Raw genomic sequence first — 17,426 nt, 5'->3', positions numbered from 1 at the left:
GCGGAGCACGACAATAAAAAAGGCCGGTGTAGTTAAACACCGGCCTTATGTTTTTACAGACTATTACGCCACAAATGAATGCTGATAACGATGTAGCATTTCGGTCAGGCGCCGCACTGGCTCAGTCACTTTCAGTGGTGCATCGTAATCGACCAGCTTCTGCTGATACTCAGCCAGCTCCTTGAGCAGACGCTGGTAGTAGTAAGTCCGCTTGCCTTCGCCCGACGCAGAAACCACGTGATCTGCCGTGTTGCGGATTTTCTTATGGAACGCTGACAGCTCATCATTCACCGGCACTTCGGCGAGTTTCATGCGCTGGTGAGCGATAATCAGCATCAGCGCCAGGCGGTATTTACCGATGTCATTTGGGAACATGACCAGCAGCTGATTGAGCTGATGATAAAGCGCCGGAAGGTGGTTTTCACGACGACGGTACGCCTTGGTGGTCAGCGCCGATACTGCACTGCTCATAAAGCGGTTCAGCAATGTGCGCCCCGTTTTATCGCGGGACTTATCGCGAATAATCAGCAACACAGCCATCGCAATGACTGTCCCGATCGCCTGCCCCAGCGCGTTATCGAGAAACGACGTTACGTTGAATTTCATCGGGTTACTGAGCACCAGAATATTGATGGTGCCCGCCAGCAGACCGAGCATTCCGAGACGACGCTTGGTGACTTCGATACCGATAAAGAAGGTGAAAATCCCCAGCATCAGACACAGCAGGAACAGACTTTGCTGCGTCGAAGGCATGATCAGCATAAACATCATCGAGCCAACCGGGATCGCCAGTAACATACCGACGATAAAATCCATCGCCATGCCTTTCGGGTTCGGCGTGCGCATCGCCAGCGAGGTCACCACGGCGATAATAATCACGCAGCCGCTGGCCGACGTCCAGCCGGTCCACAACCACATCAGGCAGCCAATCGCCGTCGCAGTAAAGGTACGCAGGCCGTTGATCAGCGCATGATGCCGTTCTGCTGACACCGGACGCACTACCACTTCGCCTTCCAGCACGCCGCTTTCAATGCTGCTGATGCTGCTGTTGGTCTGAACACCTTTCATCAGCAACAGCGCACGGGTCCCTGCCCCGGCCCAGGCGCTGAGCGTCACCAGTACGTTATCGCTGTGCATGCCGGTAATAATCTGGCGCAGCTGTTTCAGGCGACGGTGAACATCCGCAACGGTTTCTGCCGGTTCAGCAAATAACGCTTTCAGCTCGGGAGAAAGCCTTTCCGGCGTGTCCTGCATAATCAGGTAGGTTTCACAGGCCTGGGTAATCATGCTCAGCGAGGTGCTGTGCAGCGCCTTCAGACGCTGATTGCAACGCTGCCAGCGCGATGATTCCATCATCAGGCTGCCGCGCATACCGTTTAGCGCTGTGGTGCTTTTGACCAGATTATTCCAGGATTTGTCGATATCTTCTTTGGAGCCGACATTCACGCAAATCCGCATCAGCGCAAACTGATCCAACATCAGCTGACTGACGGCGCGGTCGATATCTTTTTTGATGGAACGCGGAGAAAACAGCAGATCAGCCACGATGGCGCAGCAAATACCGATCACGATTTCGCTGCAACGCTCAACGGCAAACTGCGGTGTCTGTAACGGTGCGCTGGCGGAAGTCACCACGATAATCAGCGCGGTATAACCCGCCAGCCCCAGCGCATAGGAGTTTTCAATGCGCACCAGTGAAGACCACCAGGTGCAGATGCCCGCCCATATACAGCATAAAAGCAGCATCACGACCGGCGCGCGGGCGGTGGCGATAACAATCACCAGCGCCGCGATACAGCCGATAAACGTCCCGATAACGCGCAGGAAACCACGGTGACGAATAGCACCGGCAAAAGGTTCGCCGCCCGCCACCAGCGCAGGGCCGGAGGTCACAATGGCGGCGGTCATGGCCGACCAGCGCGGGGTCTCGAGTTGCAGATAAAATCCGAGAACCAGAGCGCCGAGGATCGCGAACGTCAGCTTGCAGGCAAAACGTATGCGCGGGATAAGTACGCTATTCATCTTTCCGGCCTTATCCAAACTCTCTCAGGCGATGCAGGAGACGAAGGAACGGAGAACCTTCATCTCGTTTACGATCATGACTGCCGGTGATTACGACGGTGGCCGTCGTCCCCGCCGGGTACGGATGCTGCTGGTCTTTATCGTCGAGCACGATTTTCACCGGCACGCGCTGCGCCAGGCGCACCCATTCCAGGTTGCTGTCGATAGTCGCCAGACCATTGGTCGCCGCCGAAGATGAGCTGTTGGTGACCGCAGCAGCGACGCTGTCGACGGTACCGTGCATGATGCGGTTACTGCCCAGCGGGGTGATTTCCGCACGATCGCCTTTCTTCAGGCCCGGCAGTTTGGTTTCTTCCAGATAAGCGAGAATATAGAAAGAGTTTTTCTTCACCAGCGCGACAGCGGTCGATCCCCGGTTAATGTAGTTGCCGGGATGAACCGTGAGGTTGGTGACCCAGCCATCAGCCGGTGCGACAACCACGGTACGCTCTAAATCCAGTACCGCCAGATCGCGCGCGGCCTGCGCTTTCGCCAGCTGATGCTGCGCGGTTTGCAGTACGTTGTTCGCCTGATCAATTTCTTCCTGCGACATTGCCTGAACGCCCAGTTTCACACGGCGTCCGGCTTCGCGTTTTTTCTCGGCGGCCAGCGCCTGATAATAAGCGACGTCAGCACTGGCTTCGTCCAGCGCCTGCTGATAACGCGGCTGGTCAATTTTGAACAGCACCTGACCTTTGGTCACCAGCTGATTATCAATCACCGGCACGTCAGTGATTAAACCGGTCACATCCGGCGCAATCGACACAACGTCAGCGGTAAATTTGGCATCACGGGTCCACGGAGATTCCGTATAGAACGCCCAGGCTCTGAAGATTGCGATGACAGCCAGAACGACAAGAATCAGCGTAATTGCATAACGTATTATTTTTATAGAGAAATTTTTCACAACGGCCTCAGACGAACAAGCGGGAAATCAGGTAAAAAAGACAGCAATATAATGCTGTGTTAAACAAAGCCGGATGCCAGACAAAGTCATAAATACCAGTCGGTTGTAATATCCGCCGGAGCAGGAAAAACACCACCAGCGCCAGCAGTATTTCAAAAAATACCGGTGGAAACGACAATCCGAAAATCACCATTACCGGAAGCAAACTCATCAAAAATTCCTTACATTATTACCAGCAGCAGTGACGGCGGGCAGATCTGCTCGTCCCGCGCACGCATTATTCATTATTTTAGGCAATGCCACGCGTCCCCGGAGATAAATAATTCACTGGGAAGTGCTCAATGAAACTGTGGGGTTGCCAGGGAAGTGTGCGAAGGTAAGCATTGATTCAGGAAATCAGAAACCTGAGTTTTATCGCCCGGACGAGTATATTAGCGTGCTTATTATCAAGTAATCAACGTTCTGTGATCTAAATCACTTTTAAGCCAGAGTTAACAATGGATCGATTAAAACGCATGTCGATATTCGCTCAGGTCGTGGAAAGCGGTTCTTTTACCGCCGCCGCACGACGCCTCGACATGAGCGTTTCCGCCATCAGCCAGACCATTTCAAAGCTGGAAAATGACTTACAAATCAAATTACTAAACCGCAGCACCCGCAGTATCGGCCTGACAGAAGCCGGGAAGCTTTACTATCAGGGATGCCGGAAAATGCTGCATGACGTGCGTGAAGTGCATGAACAGTTGTATGCCTTCAATAACACGCCGACCGGCACTTTGCGCATCGGCAGCTCATCGACAATGGCACAAAATGTTCTTGCTGCCATGACCGCCGAAATGCTCGGCGAATATCCCGGCCTGACGGTGAATCTGGTCACCGGCATTCCCGCGCCCGATTTAATCGCCGACGGGCTGGATGTCGTCATCCGTGTCGGTGCGTTGCAAGATTCCAGCCTGTTTTGCACCCGATTAGGGTCCATGCCGATGGTGGTGTGTGCGGCACGCAGCTATCTGGCGCAGCACGGTACGCCGGAAAAACCTGCCGATATGGTGAATTTCTCGTGGCTGGAATACAGCGTGCGTCCCGACAGTGAATTTGAGCTGATCGCACCGGAAGGCATTTCGACGCGCATCACGCCACAAGGGCGTTTCGTCACCAACGATTCACAGACCATGATCCGCTGGCTGAAAGCGGGTGTTGGCATTGCGTATGTCCCGCTGATGTGGGTGATTGAGGAAATTAATGCCGGCGAAGTAGAAATTTTATTCAGAAGCTACCAGTCCGATCCGCGCCCGGTGTACGCGCTGTACACGGAAAAAGACAAACTCCCGCTGAAAGTGCAGGTCTGCATTGATTATCTGACGGATTATTTCAAACGGGTGAGTAAGGTGTATCAGGGTTACCGGCAGGGTAAGAAAGTGACGCAGTGGAATTAGGCAGGAAATAAATAGCCTCCCGCAAAGGGAGGCTAATCGCTGAAAAACCTGAGGTTACGCCGTACCGCCCACCGTCAGATTATCCAGCTTCAGGGTTGGCTGACCGACGCCGACCGGAAGGCTCTGACCTTCTTTACCGCACACGCCCACGCCTTTATCGATGGCCAGATCGTTACCCACCATGGAAATCTGCTGCATCGCTTCGATCCCGGAGCCAATCAGCGTGGCGCCTTTCACCGGTTTGGTGATGCGGCCTTTTTCAATCAGATAGGCTTCAGAGGTGGAGAACACGAATTTGCCGGAGGTAATGTCGACCTGACCGCCGCCGAAATTCGGTGCATACAAGCCGTATTCCACGCTGCTGATAATATCTTCCGGCGTTGATTTCCCGGCCAGCATGTAGGTATTGGTCATACGCGGCATTGGCAGGTGCGCATAGGATTCGCGACGGCCATTACCGGTTGGCGCAACGCCCATCAGACGCGCGTTCAGTTTGTCCTGCATGTAGCCTTTCAGCACGCCGTTTTCGATAAGCACGTTGTATTGCCCCGGCACGCCTTCATCGTCAATCGCCAGCGAGCCGCGCAGGCCTGGCATTGTGCCGTCATCAACAACCGTGCACAGCTCAGAAGCCACGAGTTTACCCATCTGGCCACTGAAGACTGACGTTCCGCGACGGTTGAAATCGCCTTCGAGGCCATGCCCGACCGCTTCGTGCAACAGCACGCCCGGCCAGCCCGCGCCGAGTACCACAGGCATGCCGCCCGCAGGTGCCGCAACGGCGGTCAGGTTCAGCAACGCCATACGCACGGCGTCACGGGCGAAGGCTTCTGCGCGCACTTCACCATTGACGGTTTCGAGGAAATAATCATAACCGACGCGGCCACCGCCGCCGCTTGAGCCACGCTCGCGACGACCATCCTGCTCGACCAGCACGCTGACAGACAAGCGCACCAGCGGACGGATATCCGCCGCCAGCGTGCCATCGGTTGCGGCGACCAGTACGGTTTCGTAGACGCCGGTAATGCTGGCGCTGACTTCCTGAACGCGTTTATCGGCAGCGCGGGCAATTTTATCGACACGGTGCAGAAGCTCAATTTTCGCTTCACGCGGCAGGCTTTGCAGCGGATCCAGTGGCGTATAAAGGGATTTGTAAGCAATTTCGCCCAGCGTATGCGCTTTGCCATTGCCCTGCTCGCGGACGATGCTTCGCGCCGCCGTCGCGCTTTGATTGAGCGCGTTCAGTGTGATCTGATCGGCATAAGCAAAACCGGTTTTTTCACCGCTGACCGCACGGACACCGACGCCCTGGTCGATATTGTAAGAACCGTCTTTGATGATACTGTCTTCAATAACCCAGGCTTCGTGGAAACTGGACTGGAAAAAGAGATCGGCATAATCAAGGCGACGTTCTGACAACTGGCCCAAAACGGAAAACAGATCCTGATGACTCAGATTATTGGCAGTTAGTAACTGCTCACTGACTAAGGCCAGACTCATAGATTCACTCTCTTTTAGACGAAAATCCGGCAGTGCTGGCTCTGCGGTAATCAGTCAGCCTGCCGGACAATCCATTGTTACAACGTTATTAACAGCCTAACACAGCCCGAACGAGCTTTCCTGCGCCGTCTCGGAAACGTTACTGCGCGGTGGCCTCTTTTGGCGGGACAGCAGGTTTACGCAAAATTTCATTGATATGCGGTTCAGCAATCGTCCCGCTAATCTGGTAGCGGATCAGCGAGATTTTATTCCACAGCGGTGCCAGCACTTTACTGGCCGCAAAAACAGCCACGCCGACCACCGGGTTAATCACGAATGCCGTCGCCACGCCCACGGTGGCTGAAATTTCCGGCGCAATCACCGCTTCTAAATCGAGCTGCTGGTTTACGAAATTCACTTTACCGGTAATGGCGATATCCGCTGCCAGCCCGTCAACCAGCAGGTCATCGGTGTGCAGCGTGCCATCTTTAATCCACGCGGTGGATTTGATGGAATCAAAATAGAATCCCTGACCAAAGGTGTCGCTGAAATCCAGACGCAACTTACGCAGCAGCGCGTCGAAGCTCACCAGACGAAGCAACTGTCCGGCGCGACCGCCACCAATATCAGCAATTTCGCCTTTGCCCAGCTCGTTTTTCAGCGTGCCGTTCAGCGTGCTGATATCCGGCTTCCACGGCACCGATTTCCAGTGGAGATCGAAGTTCACATTAAACGGCGCATCTTTAAGTGGCGTAGTCACGCCAAAGAAGGACATCGCCTGTTCGATATTTTTGCCCGACAGTTTCCCTTTCAGGCCGGTATTTTCACCCTGTTCGTCCTGCTTCCAGTCGCCCTGCACATCCAGTTTTGCCACACCGGTATCAATCAGGCCGTTACGCAGCATCAGCAATTTGCCCTGCGGCGTCAGGTCAGCATTCACCTTGCGGAAGTTCTGCCCGAGGAACCAGCACGCTTCACACCGGAGCTGCAATGCAGGCCAGTTCGCGAAAGAAATCTTACTCGAGGCAAACGGGTTCCCGCCAGGCTGGCCGCTGCTGGCCACGTCGTCCACGGTCCACTGCGGGTTGAAATACAGATAATGCAGATTCACCAGCCACGGACCGTTGTCATTCATGTTCAGCGTGCCGTCGATTTCTTTACCTTTGGCAGTCACTTCCATGCCCTGATGGCTCTGAACCGACTGAATCTTCAGGTCATTCCAGACCTGCCCGCCCAGCGTCAGCGTCGGTGTGGTCAGGATAATCTGGTGCGGGAAGCTGAATCCGGACAGTTTAGTACTGGCGCTTTGCGTCGCTTTGTCCGGCGACAACAGGCCAAGCCAGTTTTCACCATCCAGCGGTGGCAGATGCAGCGTCAGGCTGCTGTCATCCGGCAATGGCGGCGTTTTTTTGGTGTTTTCCTGCCACGAGGCGCGGTCCAGTTTCAGCTGTTTGCCCAGCAACCAGCGGCTGTTGAAATGGTTTTTACCCGCCAGCACACCTTCCAGATTAAAGCTGTGCAAATCGCCTTTGACGTTCACCACCAGCGGCATCGAATGACCCGGCTTTTTGTTCAGCGGATCAGGTAAGTGACTGCTTACATCTTTCAGGTCAGCATTCACGTCTACGGTATACGTCGGCGTACCTTTATGCGGAAGGGTGATATTGACGTTGCCTTTCCACGGCGTACCGCCGGAAATTTTGCTGGCCGCCGCGGCAGGCATGCCTGGAATTTTTGACAGCTGCCAGTTAGCATCCAGACCAACCTGCACTTTGAAATCGTCCGGCAGTTCCTGCGTGCTGAACATCACGTTGATCGGTTGCCCGAACCAGTTACCGGTTAACTGATTGCTTTGAAGATTGCCGTTGTCGTAGCTGAACTGGCCGCTGAGATGGCTGATTTTGCTGTCCAGCGGTTTGATAAACAGGCTGTTATCGTTAAGCGTTACGCCACCGGATGCGCGCACCAGTTCCCCGTCCAGCGGAATGTCCAGATGTAAGCGACCATTTACTTCGCCACCAATCTGGAGCTCCTGCAATGCAGAACCCAGCGTGTCGTGAAGTGGCGTATCCATGAAGTAATCGCCGATATCTTTACCCTGCCCGCGCAGGTCGGAATCGATGAAAAGTTTTTCTTTCAGATAATCCGGAATATTTGCCACGACGTTGTTGCCATCGACATTGCCCAGTTTGGTGTGCGCGGCTTTCATAAACAGGCCGTCATTCAGGAAGTCGAGGTCGATATCCAGATCGGTCAGCGCAGGCCATTCCGGCTGGAACTGGAAGGTCGAATGGCGCAGCGGAACCCAAACCTGAAACTGCCCTTCGTTCTTTTTAAACGGGAAATGATGCGGATTGCCGTTAAAGGTCAGAGTCGCGTTATCCACCTGCCCGGCCTGAATCGCGCCACTCAGATAATCCACCAGATGTTTGCCCATCAGCGGTTCAGGGAAATAGCGCCAGGCCTGGCCCGCATCATACAGGCGGATACCGGCCAGAATGTTCAGCCACGGCTCACCTTCAGCGGGTTGCTTGTAGCTGAAATCACCTTTCGCCCACAGCGCGTTGGCTTTGACATCCACGTCTTTGCCCGACAGCGCCCAGCCGTCTTTGCCGCTGGTCCAGTTGAACGTACCGGTTGCCACACTCACGTCCAGCGGCGCGCGGAACATTTCACCATATGGCAGAAGGCTGTCCTGTAAATTAACGGTCAGTTGCCCGCCCGACATGCTGCCTTTCACGCTGCCTTTAAAGTGGTTAATACCGGGCAGAAGTTCCCAGCGCTGCCAGCTGACATCATTCCAGCTGGCATCAAAACGGGTCTGATCCGGCTGTTTAAGCGGGATATCCAGCGCGAGGCGATCGACATTCCCTGCCGGTTTCAGATCCTGCCAGCGCTCCAGCAGCGACGGTGTCAGGAAGGAAAAAGTCGGAATAATCGGCCCTAAACGTTCGAGTTGCAGATTTGTACCGCGGATACGTAATTCTTCGCCCTGCGTGGGCCCGAGGAAATCATTATTTTCAGGCAGGTACAGCGCTTCGAGACGCCCTTTCGGCCACTCTATGCCGTCAGTTTTCAGGTTCAGCTGTTGTGTACCAACCTGCCAGCCATCACCCTGACGGCTGCCGTGCAGGGCCAGGTTATCAACATCCAGACGGTGTTCATCCGCGCCCGTTTTCCAGGTCGCCGAGCCGTTTTTCAACAGCGCATCGCCCGCGTAAATATCGCCGTTACGCACCGTCAGCCAGGCCGCAAGGCTGAAATTGGCGTTTTCTAAACCGGTATTGCTGCGCAGCCAGCGGCTGAACCACGGCTTCATATCAATATCGTCGGCCTGCAAATAGATTTTGCCGTTATTGAGCAGACCGTCGGTATCGTTGAGATCCATACGCACCTGGACAATGCCGTGCTGCCCGTTGAAGCTGGATAAACTCAGCTGCCCTTCGGCCCGGTGACGGTTGTGCGTGTTCAGCCAGGTCAGTTGCGGAATATCGAATTCAGCGCGCGGGCCGGAAGGCGTCAGAAAAGAAATACGGCTGTTACGCAAATCGAAATGATCGACCTGCCTGAGAAAGATGTCGCTGATGCGATTTGGCTGAATGCCATTCCCTTTATTGGTATCGCCGCCCAGCGTGCTGTTGAGATCCAGCTGCAAATTATAGAAAGTGAGATCGCGGAACTGCCAGCGGAAATGGAGAAGGGATTGCCAGACGTCGAGCGCCATCGTGATGCGCTGAACCTGCCAGTCAGAATCCGGCAGGGTCACATGCAGACCACGGATTTCCATGACAGGGCCAAAAGTTTGCCAGCTGGCGCTGATTTGCGACAACTCGATCGGCACGCCCGTAGCGGATTCTACTTTGCTGACCAGTTGTGTCTGAAAGCGGGTGAGCTGAGGCAATGCCAGACGCAAGCCACTGATCACCAAAGCCACTATCACGACAAGGGTTGCGCTGGTCGTTAATAAAATACCGGGCAGTCGCCTCAAACTTCTCTCCTTGTTTCCCATTCCATACGGGTTTTCACCCGTACAGACGGCAATGGAAACCTTTAACTTCTCGATGTTGCTGGCTTGCGGCCATCAAATCACATCATCACCACGTCAAACTGCTCCTGACTGTAGAGCGGTTCAATCTGCACTTTGACCTGTTTACCGACGAAGATTTCCACTTCGGCCAGCGCATGTGATTCTTCGCCTTTCAGCGCCTCCCCCACGGCCGCAGAAGCGTAAACCAGGAAACGGTCAGAATCGTAGGCGTGATGCACGCGCACGATTTCACGCAGAATTTCATAGCACACTGTTTCGACCGTTTTCACCGTGCCACGCGCGTGACAGGTCGGGCAATCGCTGCACAATACGTGCTCCACGCTTTCACGGGTACGTTTGCGGGTCATTTCCACCAGACCGAGCGCGGAGAAACCGTGGATACCGGTTTTGACGCGGTCTTTGGATAATGCCTGCTCGAGGCTGTGCAACACACGACGCCGGTGATCTTCATTCGACATATCAATGAAGTCGATGATGATAATGCCACCGAGATTACGTAACCGGAGCTGCCGGGCGATAGCCTGTGTTGCTTCGGTGTTGGTGTTGAAGATGGTGTCTTCCAGATTACGATGGCCGACAAACGCACCGGTGTTGATGTCCACGGTGGTCATGGCTTCGGTCTGATCGATGATCAGATAGCCACCCGATTTCAGCTCAACCTTGCGCTCGAGCGCACGCTGGATTTCATTTTCCACATCAAACAGATCGAAAATTGGCTGTTTGCCGCTGTAATGCTCCAGCTTGCTGGTCATTTCCGGCATGTATTCGCTGGTGAATTCCACCAGTAATTCATAGGTCAGACGGGAGTCAACGCGGATCCTGTCCAGCGCTTCGCCGGCAAAATCACGCAGCACGCGGTGCGCCAGCGCCAGTTCGCCATACAGCTTGCACTTGGTTTTGTTACGACGCTTGCGTTCCATGACTTTGGTCCACAGGCGTTTTAAATACGCAGCATCCTGCTTAAGCTCTTCTTCACCCACGCCTTCGGCCGCGGTACGAATAATATAGCCGCCGTGTTCGTCACAATATTCTGAAACGATGCGTTTGAGGCGGTCACGTTCTGCTTCGCTTTCGATGCGCTGGGAGACACCAACGTGAGACGCTCCCGGCATAAATACCAGATAACGGGATGGCAAAGTAATGTCGGTCGTCAGGCGCGCGCCTTTGGTACCCAGCGGATCTTTCACCACCTGAACCATCAGATCCTGGCCCTGATGCACCAGCTCTGCGATATCGCGCACATGGAAATTTTTCTGCTCATCGCGCGCCACACATTCGGTGTGAGGCATGATGTCTGAAGCGTGCAAAAACGCTGCTTTTTCAAGGCCGATATCTACAAATGCTGCCTGCATCCCAGGCAATACACGGCTGATACGTCCTTTATAAATGTTGCCGGCAATCCCGCGTTTGGTCTCACGCTCAATATGGATTTCCTGCAGAATGCCACCGTCAATGTAGGCCACGCGGGTTTCAGACGGGGTGACATTGACCAGTAATTCAGCTGTCATGTTTACTCCTAAGCTCGCGTAAGGCAGAAAATTCATTTAGCAGTTCCTGAGTTTCCACCAGAGGAAGACCCACAACTGCATAGTAACTGCCGCGAATTTCACGGACGAAACAACCGCCCTTTCCCTGAATACCATAAGCGCCCGCTTTATCCATGGGCTCACCGCTCAGAATATAATGTGCAATGTCGTCGGAGGATAGTGAACGGAAGGTGACATCGGTCACAACCAGCGTACAGAGGCAATCCCGACGATCCGCAAAGGCGATGGCGGTCATCACCTGATGCTGTTTTCCGGACAATGCCTTAAGCATAACAGCGGCTTGCGCTTCGTCACGTGGCTTTTCCAACACTTTACCGTCAAGTACCACAATCGTATCTGCGCCCAGTACCGGCAAATCTTCTGATGCCACCGCCACACCGGCCTGCGCCTTGTCTTTCGCCAGGCGTAAAACATAGTCCTGCGGCGCTTCTCCGGGCTGACGTTCTTCTGCCACATCTGTCGACAGACGCTCGAAAGGCAGTTCCAGCAAAGTCAGTAATTCACGGCGACGCGGAGAGCCGGAGGCCAGATAAAGTGCAGTCATAACATCCTCATTGCACGGCAAACTGACGACGAATTTTTCGCATCAGCAGGAACAGCCATGGCCACAGAATACCGTCAACCACACTGCTCCAGAAAACTTCCGGCCGGAACGAAACGTTAACGACCAGGAATTCCCCCCAGAACACCATGACGTCCACGGCCAGTGAAAGCACCATGACAATCAGCGCCTGCTGCCAGAGTGCCAGATTACGGAATAACTGGAATTTAAAGGCGACCAGATAAGCGGTAATCGCAAATGCCAGCGCCCTGATCCCCAGCGTTGAACCGAGGATCAAGTCCATGATGAAGCCGACAACAAAACCGGTACCCACATTGACGCGGTGCGGCAAGGCCATCACCCAATAAATCAGGATCAGCATCAGCCATGAGGGCCTGAACATGTAAATCTGCTCAGGCCACGGCATCACTTGCAGCAACATGGCTATCAGGAAGGATAGCCAAATAATCCAACGTCCGTGGCTCCGGTAACTGTTCATTGTGTGGCTCCCTGTGCAGGCGGAGCGCTGACAGGCGCCTTCACCGTGCCTGTGGCAGGAGCGGGAACAGGTGCCGGAGGCCCCATATCACCCGGCGGCGGCAGAACCTGTGGCATCATTTGCATCAGACGCTCATTGGCAACACGATGCACTTCGTCCGGCGCAAGCGGATGTTCGCCATTCCGGTCAGAACCCCACAACAACAGAAGATAGCGCAGACGTTGCAGACCGGCTGTAGGACGAGCCTGAATCACGGTGTACGCGCGCTGGTTATCCACTTTGACAGAAGACACCACGCCCACAGGATAACCTTCAGGGAAACGCCCGCCCAACCCGGAAGTCACCAGCACATCGCCGACACGAATATCGGTATTGCTTGGAAGATGCTCGAGTTGCAAATCGTCAGCACAACCGCTACCCGCCGCAATCACGCGGATATCGTTACGCAACACCTGAATCGGTAATGCATGCGACGCATCACAGATCAGCAATACGCGGCTGGTCAGGGCGGCAACGGCCACAACCTGGCCGACTACACCTTTATCGCTGATCACCGGCTGCCCGATGTAAACGCCGTTGTTGCTGCCTTTATCGATGACAACCTGATCGCTGTAAGGATCATTACTGGTGGAAAGTACCTGCGTCACCATCTTGTGCTCGTCCTGACGCAGTGGTGAACCCAGCAATTCACGCAAACGGGCGTTTTCTTGTTTGTACTGACCAAGCAACATCAGATCGCTGTTTTTCAACAGCAATTCCTGACGCAGTGCGCGGTTTTCCAATTCAAGCTGGCCACGTGTCGCAAAAGTCGAGGAAACCTGATCTAAAAATTCACGCGGGGCGTTAGATAGGAAATAGAAGGGACTTACGGCAGTATCCATATAGGTGCGGATTTTAACAAACGTACCTATCTTACTGTCGGCAACAATCAGGACAATGGCCGTAAGAATAGCCAAAAAAAGTCGCAGTTGCAGGGAAGGCCCCCTGCTAAAAATTGGCTTCATAAAATATGCGAGTTCCTCGGCAACAGAAGGTTTCAGCCAGTCGAAGTCGGTGTTTCATCTGACAGAAAAGGCGGCAATCTCATGGGATAGCCAAAAACACCGCCTGAACAATTAAGCTCAGACAGTGTTTGCGCGGATCCACATTGAACACTGCACACTTCACGTTGCAGGTTTTACCTGACGGACAACCACCTTCCCGGGCAGACTATTTCTGCTTGCAACGGGTCTTGTCAAAAAAAACAAGTCTTCGCTGAGATTACTCTTCGCTGAATAAGTCGCCGCCGTGCATGTCGATCATTTCCAGTGCTTTACCACCGCCGCGCGCTACGCAAGTCAGTGGATCTTCTGCGACAACCACCGGAATACCGGTTTCTTCCATCAGAAGGCGATCGAGGTTACGCAGTAATGCGCCACCGCCGGTCAGCACCATGCCGCGCTCAGAAATATCGGAAGCCAGTTCTGGCGGGCACTGTTCCAGTGCAACCATCACAGCGCTAACAATACCGGTCAGCGGCTCTTGCAACGCTTCCAGGATTTCATTGGAGTTCAGCGTGAAACCACGAGGAACACCTTCAGCCAGGTTACGGCCACGCACTTCAATTTCATGCACTTCATCGCCCGGATACGCAGAACCGATGCTGTGCTTGATGCGTTCTGCCGTGGCTTCGCCGATCAGTGAACCATAATTACGACGAACGTAATTGATGATGGCTTCATCGAAGCGGTCGCCGCCGATACGGACAGAAGAAGAGTACACGACGCCGTTCAGGGAAATCACGGCAACTTCCGTTGTACCACCACCGATATCCACAACCATAGAACCGGTAGCTTCTGAAACTGGCAGACCTGCACCGATTGCCGCAGCCATCGGTTCTTCAATCAGGAACACTTCACGCGCGCCTGCACCTTGTGCAGATTCACGGATAGCGCGGCGTTCAACCTGAGTTGCGCCGACAGGCACACACACCAGCACGCGAGGGCTTGGGCGCATGAAGCTGTTGCTATGAACTTGCTTGATGAAGTGTTGCAGCATTTTTTCAGTCACGAAGAAGTCAGCGATAACGCCATCTTTCATCGGACGAATAGCCGCGATATTGCCAGGGGTACGACCCAGCATCTGTTTTGCGTCGTGACCTACAGCAGCAACGCTTTTAGGTGAACCAGCACGATCCTGACGAATAGCCACAACAGATGGCTCATTCAGCACGATGCCTTGTCCTTTTACATAGATAAGGGTATTGGCGGTACCCAGGTCGATGGACAAGTCGTTGGAAAACATGCCACGAAATTTCTTAAACATAACGAAAGGATAATCCTGCAAGCTGGGGGCGGAAAATAAAATCCGCCTACTTTACCAACCACGCGAAGCAGCGACAAGGCGCAAAAACGTCCTGCTTCCGTGAAAATTGTCCGCGATGTCGCCATTCACTGGTTGTTACTTTTTGAGGCTGATGGCACTGCGAAATAATTCTGTATCGCAGGCTCGGTTTACCTCGGGCAGGCACCCAGGCGAAGTAGCAACACCGCACATAAATTCTTACACTTTCACCCACATATTCCGTCCACCTGCGGCCATAAAGCGTGCACCGGATGCCAGGTAAGGGTGTCGGTTAAAAGCTGGCTCATTCTACGTTAAATAAACCAATAACGGTCACTTAAACATCGCGGTTGTGTGAATATTTTTTACCGACCGGTTCAACAGGCTGTGGTCCGGCAAAAAAATCCCCCTGGCCGCCGTGGATACCGCTTTTCTGCAAGGTGTTCCACTCTTCTTTTGTCCTTATGCCGGCTGCAAAAACCAGCGCCTGAGTCCCTTCACATGCGCTGAGCAGACTTTGAACAAAGAGCTGATTCTCCACCCTTTTATCAATATCACGCACCAGTCCGGGGTGAAGCTTAACCCTTTCCACCGGAAAAGTTTTCAGATACGACGTGCTGACTACCGTCAGACCGGCCTGTGAAACCGCCAGCCGACAGCCCAAACCTTGCAATAAACGGATCGCAGGGCGCAGCCGGTCGGTATGTTGACAGAGATCTGCCTCAGCAAGTTCAATCAAAATTCGGTTTCGTTTTTTTCTTTCACACTGAAGCAGCGTATCGCGCAGCCAGCGAACAAATGAGCGCTGCAATAATGAATCAACCGTCAGGTGAAATGCTAACGTTTCGTCCGGCCAGCGGTTAAGTAACGGAATAATCTGACTTAACATCACCCGATCAAAGCTCTGAGACAGCCCGAATTGCACGACAAGAGGAATAAACTCGGCCGCCAGCAGTTCCTGTTCGCCATCAAAGACGCGCCGCTGAATCTCGCGGTGATCGAGTTTTCCGTCTCTGCCAAACGCCGGTTTCTGGTACAAACGCGGACCGCCGCGCGCCAGAGTGTTTTCCAGCAAGGTGCGCCAGCGGACGCTGCCACGCCCTTTTTCCGGCACGTTTTTATCGTAGATAAACCAGCTGTTGCTGCCCTGGAAGGCCGCGTGGCGCGTTGCCTGTTCGGCCATATCCATAGCCTGATCCGGCGTCTGGCCGAAACGGTACGCGGTGATCCCGATGTGCATCAGGGCGTCCCGGTCGATCAGAGAAGACGTCGGCAGCACGCCCAGCGCGTTAATTAACTGCGCGGCCATCACTTCGGCATCTTTCAGCGTACGGTGCGGAAGGAGCACAGCAAAATCGCTGTGGAAGTAGCGCGCCAGCAGCGCATCGACATGACGCATCACGAAAGTCGATAACAGGTTCACCATCGCCGACCGTAATTCTTCAACCACCGTCTGCCCGTGGATTTCGCGCATCATGTCAAAATCGGGCAGCCGCAGCAGCATCAGTACGCCATGCGCGCCCGCTTCTTCGAGCTGCGTCGCCAGCTGATTGTCGAAAAACAGCCGGTTGCTGAGCCCGGTTTGCGCATCCCGCTGGGCGTACGCGCGGATCAGCGTATCGACGCGGCTGCGCTGTTCGCGCGCTTCATTAAGATCGGTTAACAGGAGATCGATAGCGCTGCTGGCAGAATGCGGCCATTCCCCGACAGTGCCAGCCAGCCCTTCCCGTTCACCGCGCAAAATCCTGACGGCGCGGTCTTCCAGTTTTTCCACACCTTCGGTTTCATTACGTAACCAGCGGAAACTCAGCATTAACATCGCAAGCATGACCACGATAGCCAGGCTGATTGCGAGCGTTGAACGCATGGAGCGGATATAGCTGCTGACGGGATCAATATAAGAAACACGCAGCGACATTGCGTGGTTTTGCATCAGGGGGATAACTACCGTGTCATATTCTGGCATAACGCTGTCCCACGAACGGTGCAAATCCGGGCGCTCGTGATATTCATAGACCGTGGAGTTATCGAGCTTTACCTCGATATCGGTGACGTCAAGCATGCGCATCGCCTGCGGCAGCCAGCGCTCGGCTTCCGCCGGAGTATGAGTCAGTAACGACTGATCATAAGTGGTCGCCAGCGCCTGTAAATGCTGTTCGGTACTTTGCTTGTTGAGGTAGATAAAACTAAACGTCACGCCAAGCAACATTAACAACATTGCCAGCGCAACTAACATCGAAATCAGTGCCGATAGTCTGGTAGTAAATCGCATCCCTGTGCCTTACTCGCTACGGTGAGGTGGAAACAGCGCCCGTATTCTCTGAGCCTGCTACGAAAAAAACGCCGCTACTATAAAACAGAAAAACCCGCCGGCAGGAGAAATTTACCAAACAGGCATGAAGGAATGTTACGGGCATTGGCGGGCGCAGGGTCTGATATTCGACAATATCTGACCATTTTGTACCCGGGAAAGTTGCATTTACATACATTCATAGCATAGCAACTCAAAAGTTAATCAATTTAGAATTCTTATGGTGTCAGGAGAAATGCGCCAAAACGGGGGATTAAAAATCGCTATTTTATTTG

General features: G+C 53.8%; 12 protein-coding genes. 1 reads left to right on the top strand and 11 read right to left on the bottom strand.

Translation table 11 applies throughout. The features are described 5' to 3' along the window. Nucleotides 1–63: 63 nt before the first annotated feature. From aaeB to aaeX, 3 genes are read right to left on the bottom strand one after another with little or no spacing between them, the layout of a single operon-like run. Nucleotides 64–2,022 (bottom strand): p-hydroxybenzoic acid efflux pump subunit AaeB, encoded by a 1,959-nt coding sequence (gene aaeB / locus M2403_RS18700; RefSeq protein ID WP_165061334.1) that lies wholly within the window; start codon nucleotides 2,020–2,022, stop codon nucleotides 64–66. Between the two features lie 10 nt (nucleotides 2,023–2,032). Next, entirely contained in the window at nucleotides 2,033–2,968 is a 936-nt protein-coding gene (gene aaeA, locus M2403_RS18695) for a p-hydroxybenzoic acid efflux pump subunit AaeA (protein WP_152327354.1), read from the bottom strand. A gap of 7 nt (nucleotides 2,969–2,975) precedes the next feature. Beyond that, the gene (gene aaeX, locus M2403_RS18690; RefSeq protein ID WP_152327355.1) at nucleotides 2,976–3,179 is read right to left on the bottom strand and encodes a p-hydroxybenzoic acid efflux pump operon protein AaeX; all 204 of its coding nucleotides are present in this window, start codon (nucleotides 3,177–3,179) and stop codon (nucleotides 2,976–2,978) included. Nucleotides 3,180–3,465: 286 nt separating this feature from the next. Here aaeX and aaeR point away from each other — a divergent pair, with 286 nt between their 5' ends. Then, on the top strand, nucleotides 3,466–4,404 hold the full coding sequence (gene aaeR, locus M2403_RS18685) for an HTH-type transcriptional activator AaeR (protein WP_152327357.1): 939 nt from the start codon (nucleotides 3,466–3,468) through the stop codon (nucleotides 4,402–4,404). A gap of 54 nt (nucleotides 4,405–4,458) precedes the next feature. Here the strand turns inward: aaeR and tldD are convergent, their stop codons facing one another. The 8 genes from tldD to csrD all read right to left on the bottom strand — a co-directional run bounded on the left by tldD (nucleotide 4,459) and on the right by csrD (nucleotide 17,112). Then, entirely contained in the window at nucleotides 4,459–5,904 is a 1,446-nt protein-coding gene (gene tldD, locus M2403_RS18680; RefSeq protein ID WP_165061332.1) for a metalloprotease TldD, read from the bottom strand. A 139-nt stretch (nucleotides 5,905–6,043) separates the two neighbouring features. Continuing rightward, a complete protein-coding gene (gene yhdP / locus M2403_RS18675) occupies nucleotides 6,044–9,871 on the bottom strand; it encodes an AsmA2 domain-containing protein YhdP (protein ID WP_259230481.1) in 3,828 nt (1,275 codons plus the stop codon). A gap of 98 nt (nucleotides 9,872–9,969) precedes the next feature. After that, a complete protein-coding gene (gene rng, locus M2403_RS18670) occupies nucleotides 9,970–11,439 on the bottom strand; it encodes a ribonuclease G (protein WP_013577287.1) in 1,470 nt (489 codons plus the stop codon). Then, a complete protein-coding gene (locus tag M2403_RS18665) occupies nucleotides 11,429–12,022 on the bottom strand; it encodes a nucleoside triphosphate pyrophosphatase (RefSeq protein ID WP_152327361.1) in 594 nt (197 codons plus the stop codon). Before M2403_RS18665 ends, rng begins: the two co-directional genes overlap by 11 nt. Before the next feature lie 7 nt (nucleotides 12,023–12,029). Then, nucleotides 12,030–12,518 (bottom strand): rod shape-determining protein MreD, encoded by a 489-nt coding sequence (gene mreD / locus M2403_RS18660; protein WP_120508332.1) that lies wholly within the window; start codon nucleotides 12,516–12,518, stop codon nucleotides 12,030–12,032. Next, a complete protein-coding gene (gene mreC / locus M2403_RS18655; protein WP_259230480.1) occupies nucleotides 12,515–13,522 on the bottom strand; it encodes a rod shape-determining protein MreC in 1,008 nt (335 codons plus the stop codon). The genes mreD and mreC overlap by 4 nt, the downstream gene beginning before the upstream one ends. 256 nt (nucleotides 13,523–13,778) lie before the next feature. Continuing rightward, on the bottom strand, nucleotides 13,779–14,822 hold the full coding sequence (gene mreB / locus M2403_RS18650; protein WP_013577291.1) for a rod shape-determining protein MreB: 1,044 nt from the start codon (nucleotides 14,820–14,822) through the stop codon (nucleotides 13,779–13,781). A gap of 355 nt (nucleotides 14,823–15,177) precedes the next feature. Then, complete coding sequence (gene csrD / locus M2403_RS18645; RefSeq protein ID WP_165061326.1) at nucleotides 15,178–17,112, bottom strand: RNase E specificity factor CsrD; 1,935 nt, start codon at nucleotides 17,110–17,112, stop codon at nucleotides 15,178–15,180. Nucleotides 17,113–17,426: the final 314 nt, after the last annotated feature.

It is taken from the genome of Rahnella sp. BIGb0603 (genome assembly GCF_024808755.1).
Lineage (GTDB): Bacteria > Pseudomonadota > Gammaproteobacteria > Enterobacterales > Enterobacteriaceae > Rahnella > Rahnella contaminans.
This window is presented reverse-complemented; position numbering and strand designations above follow the sequence as displayed.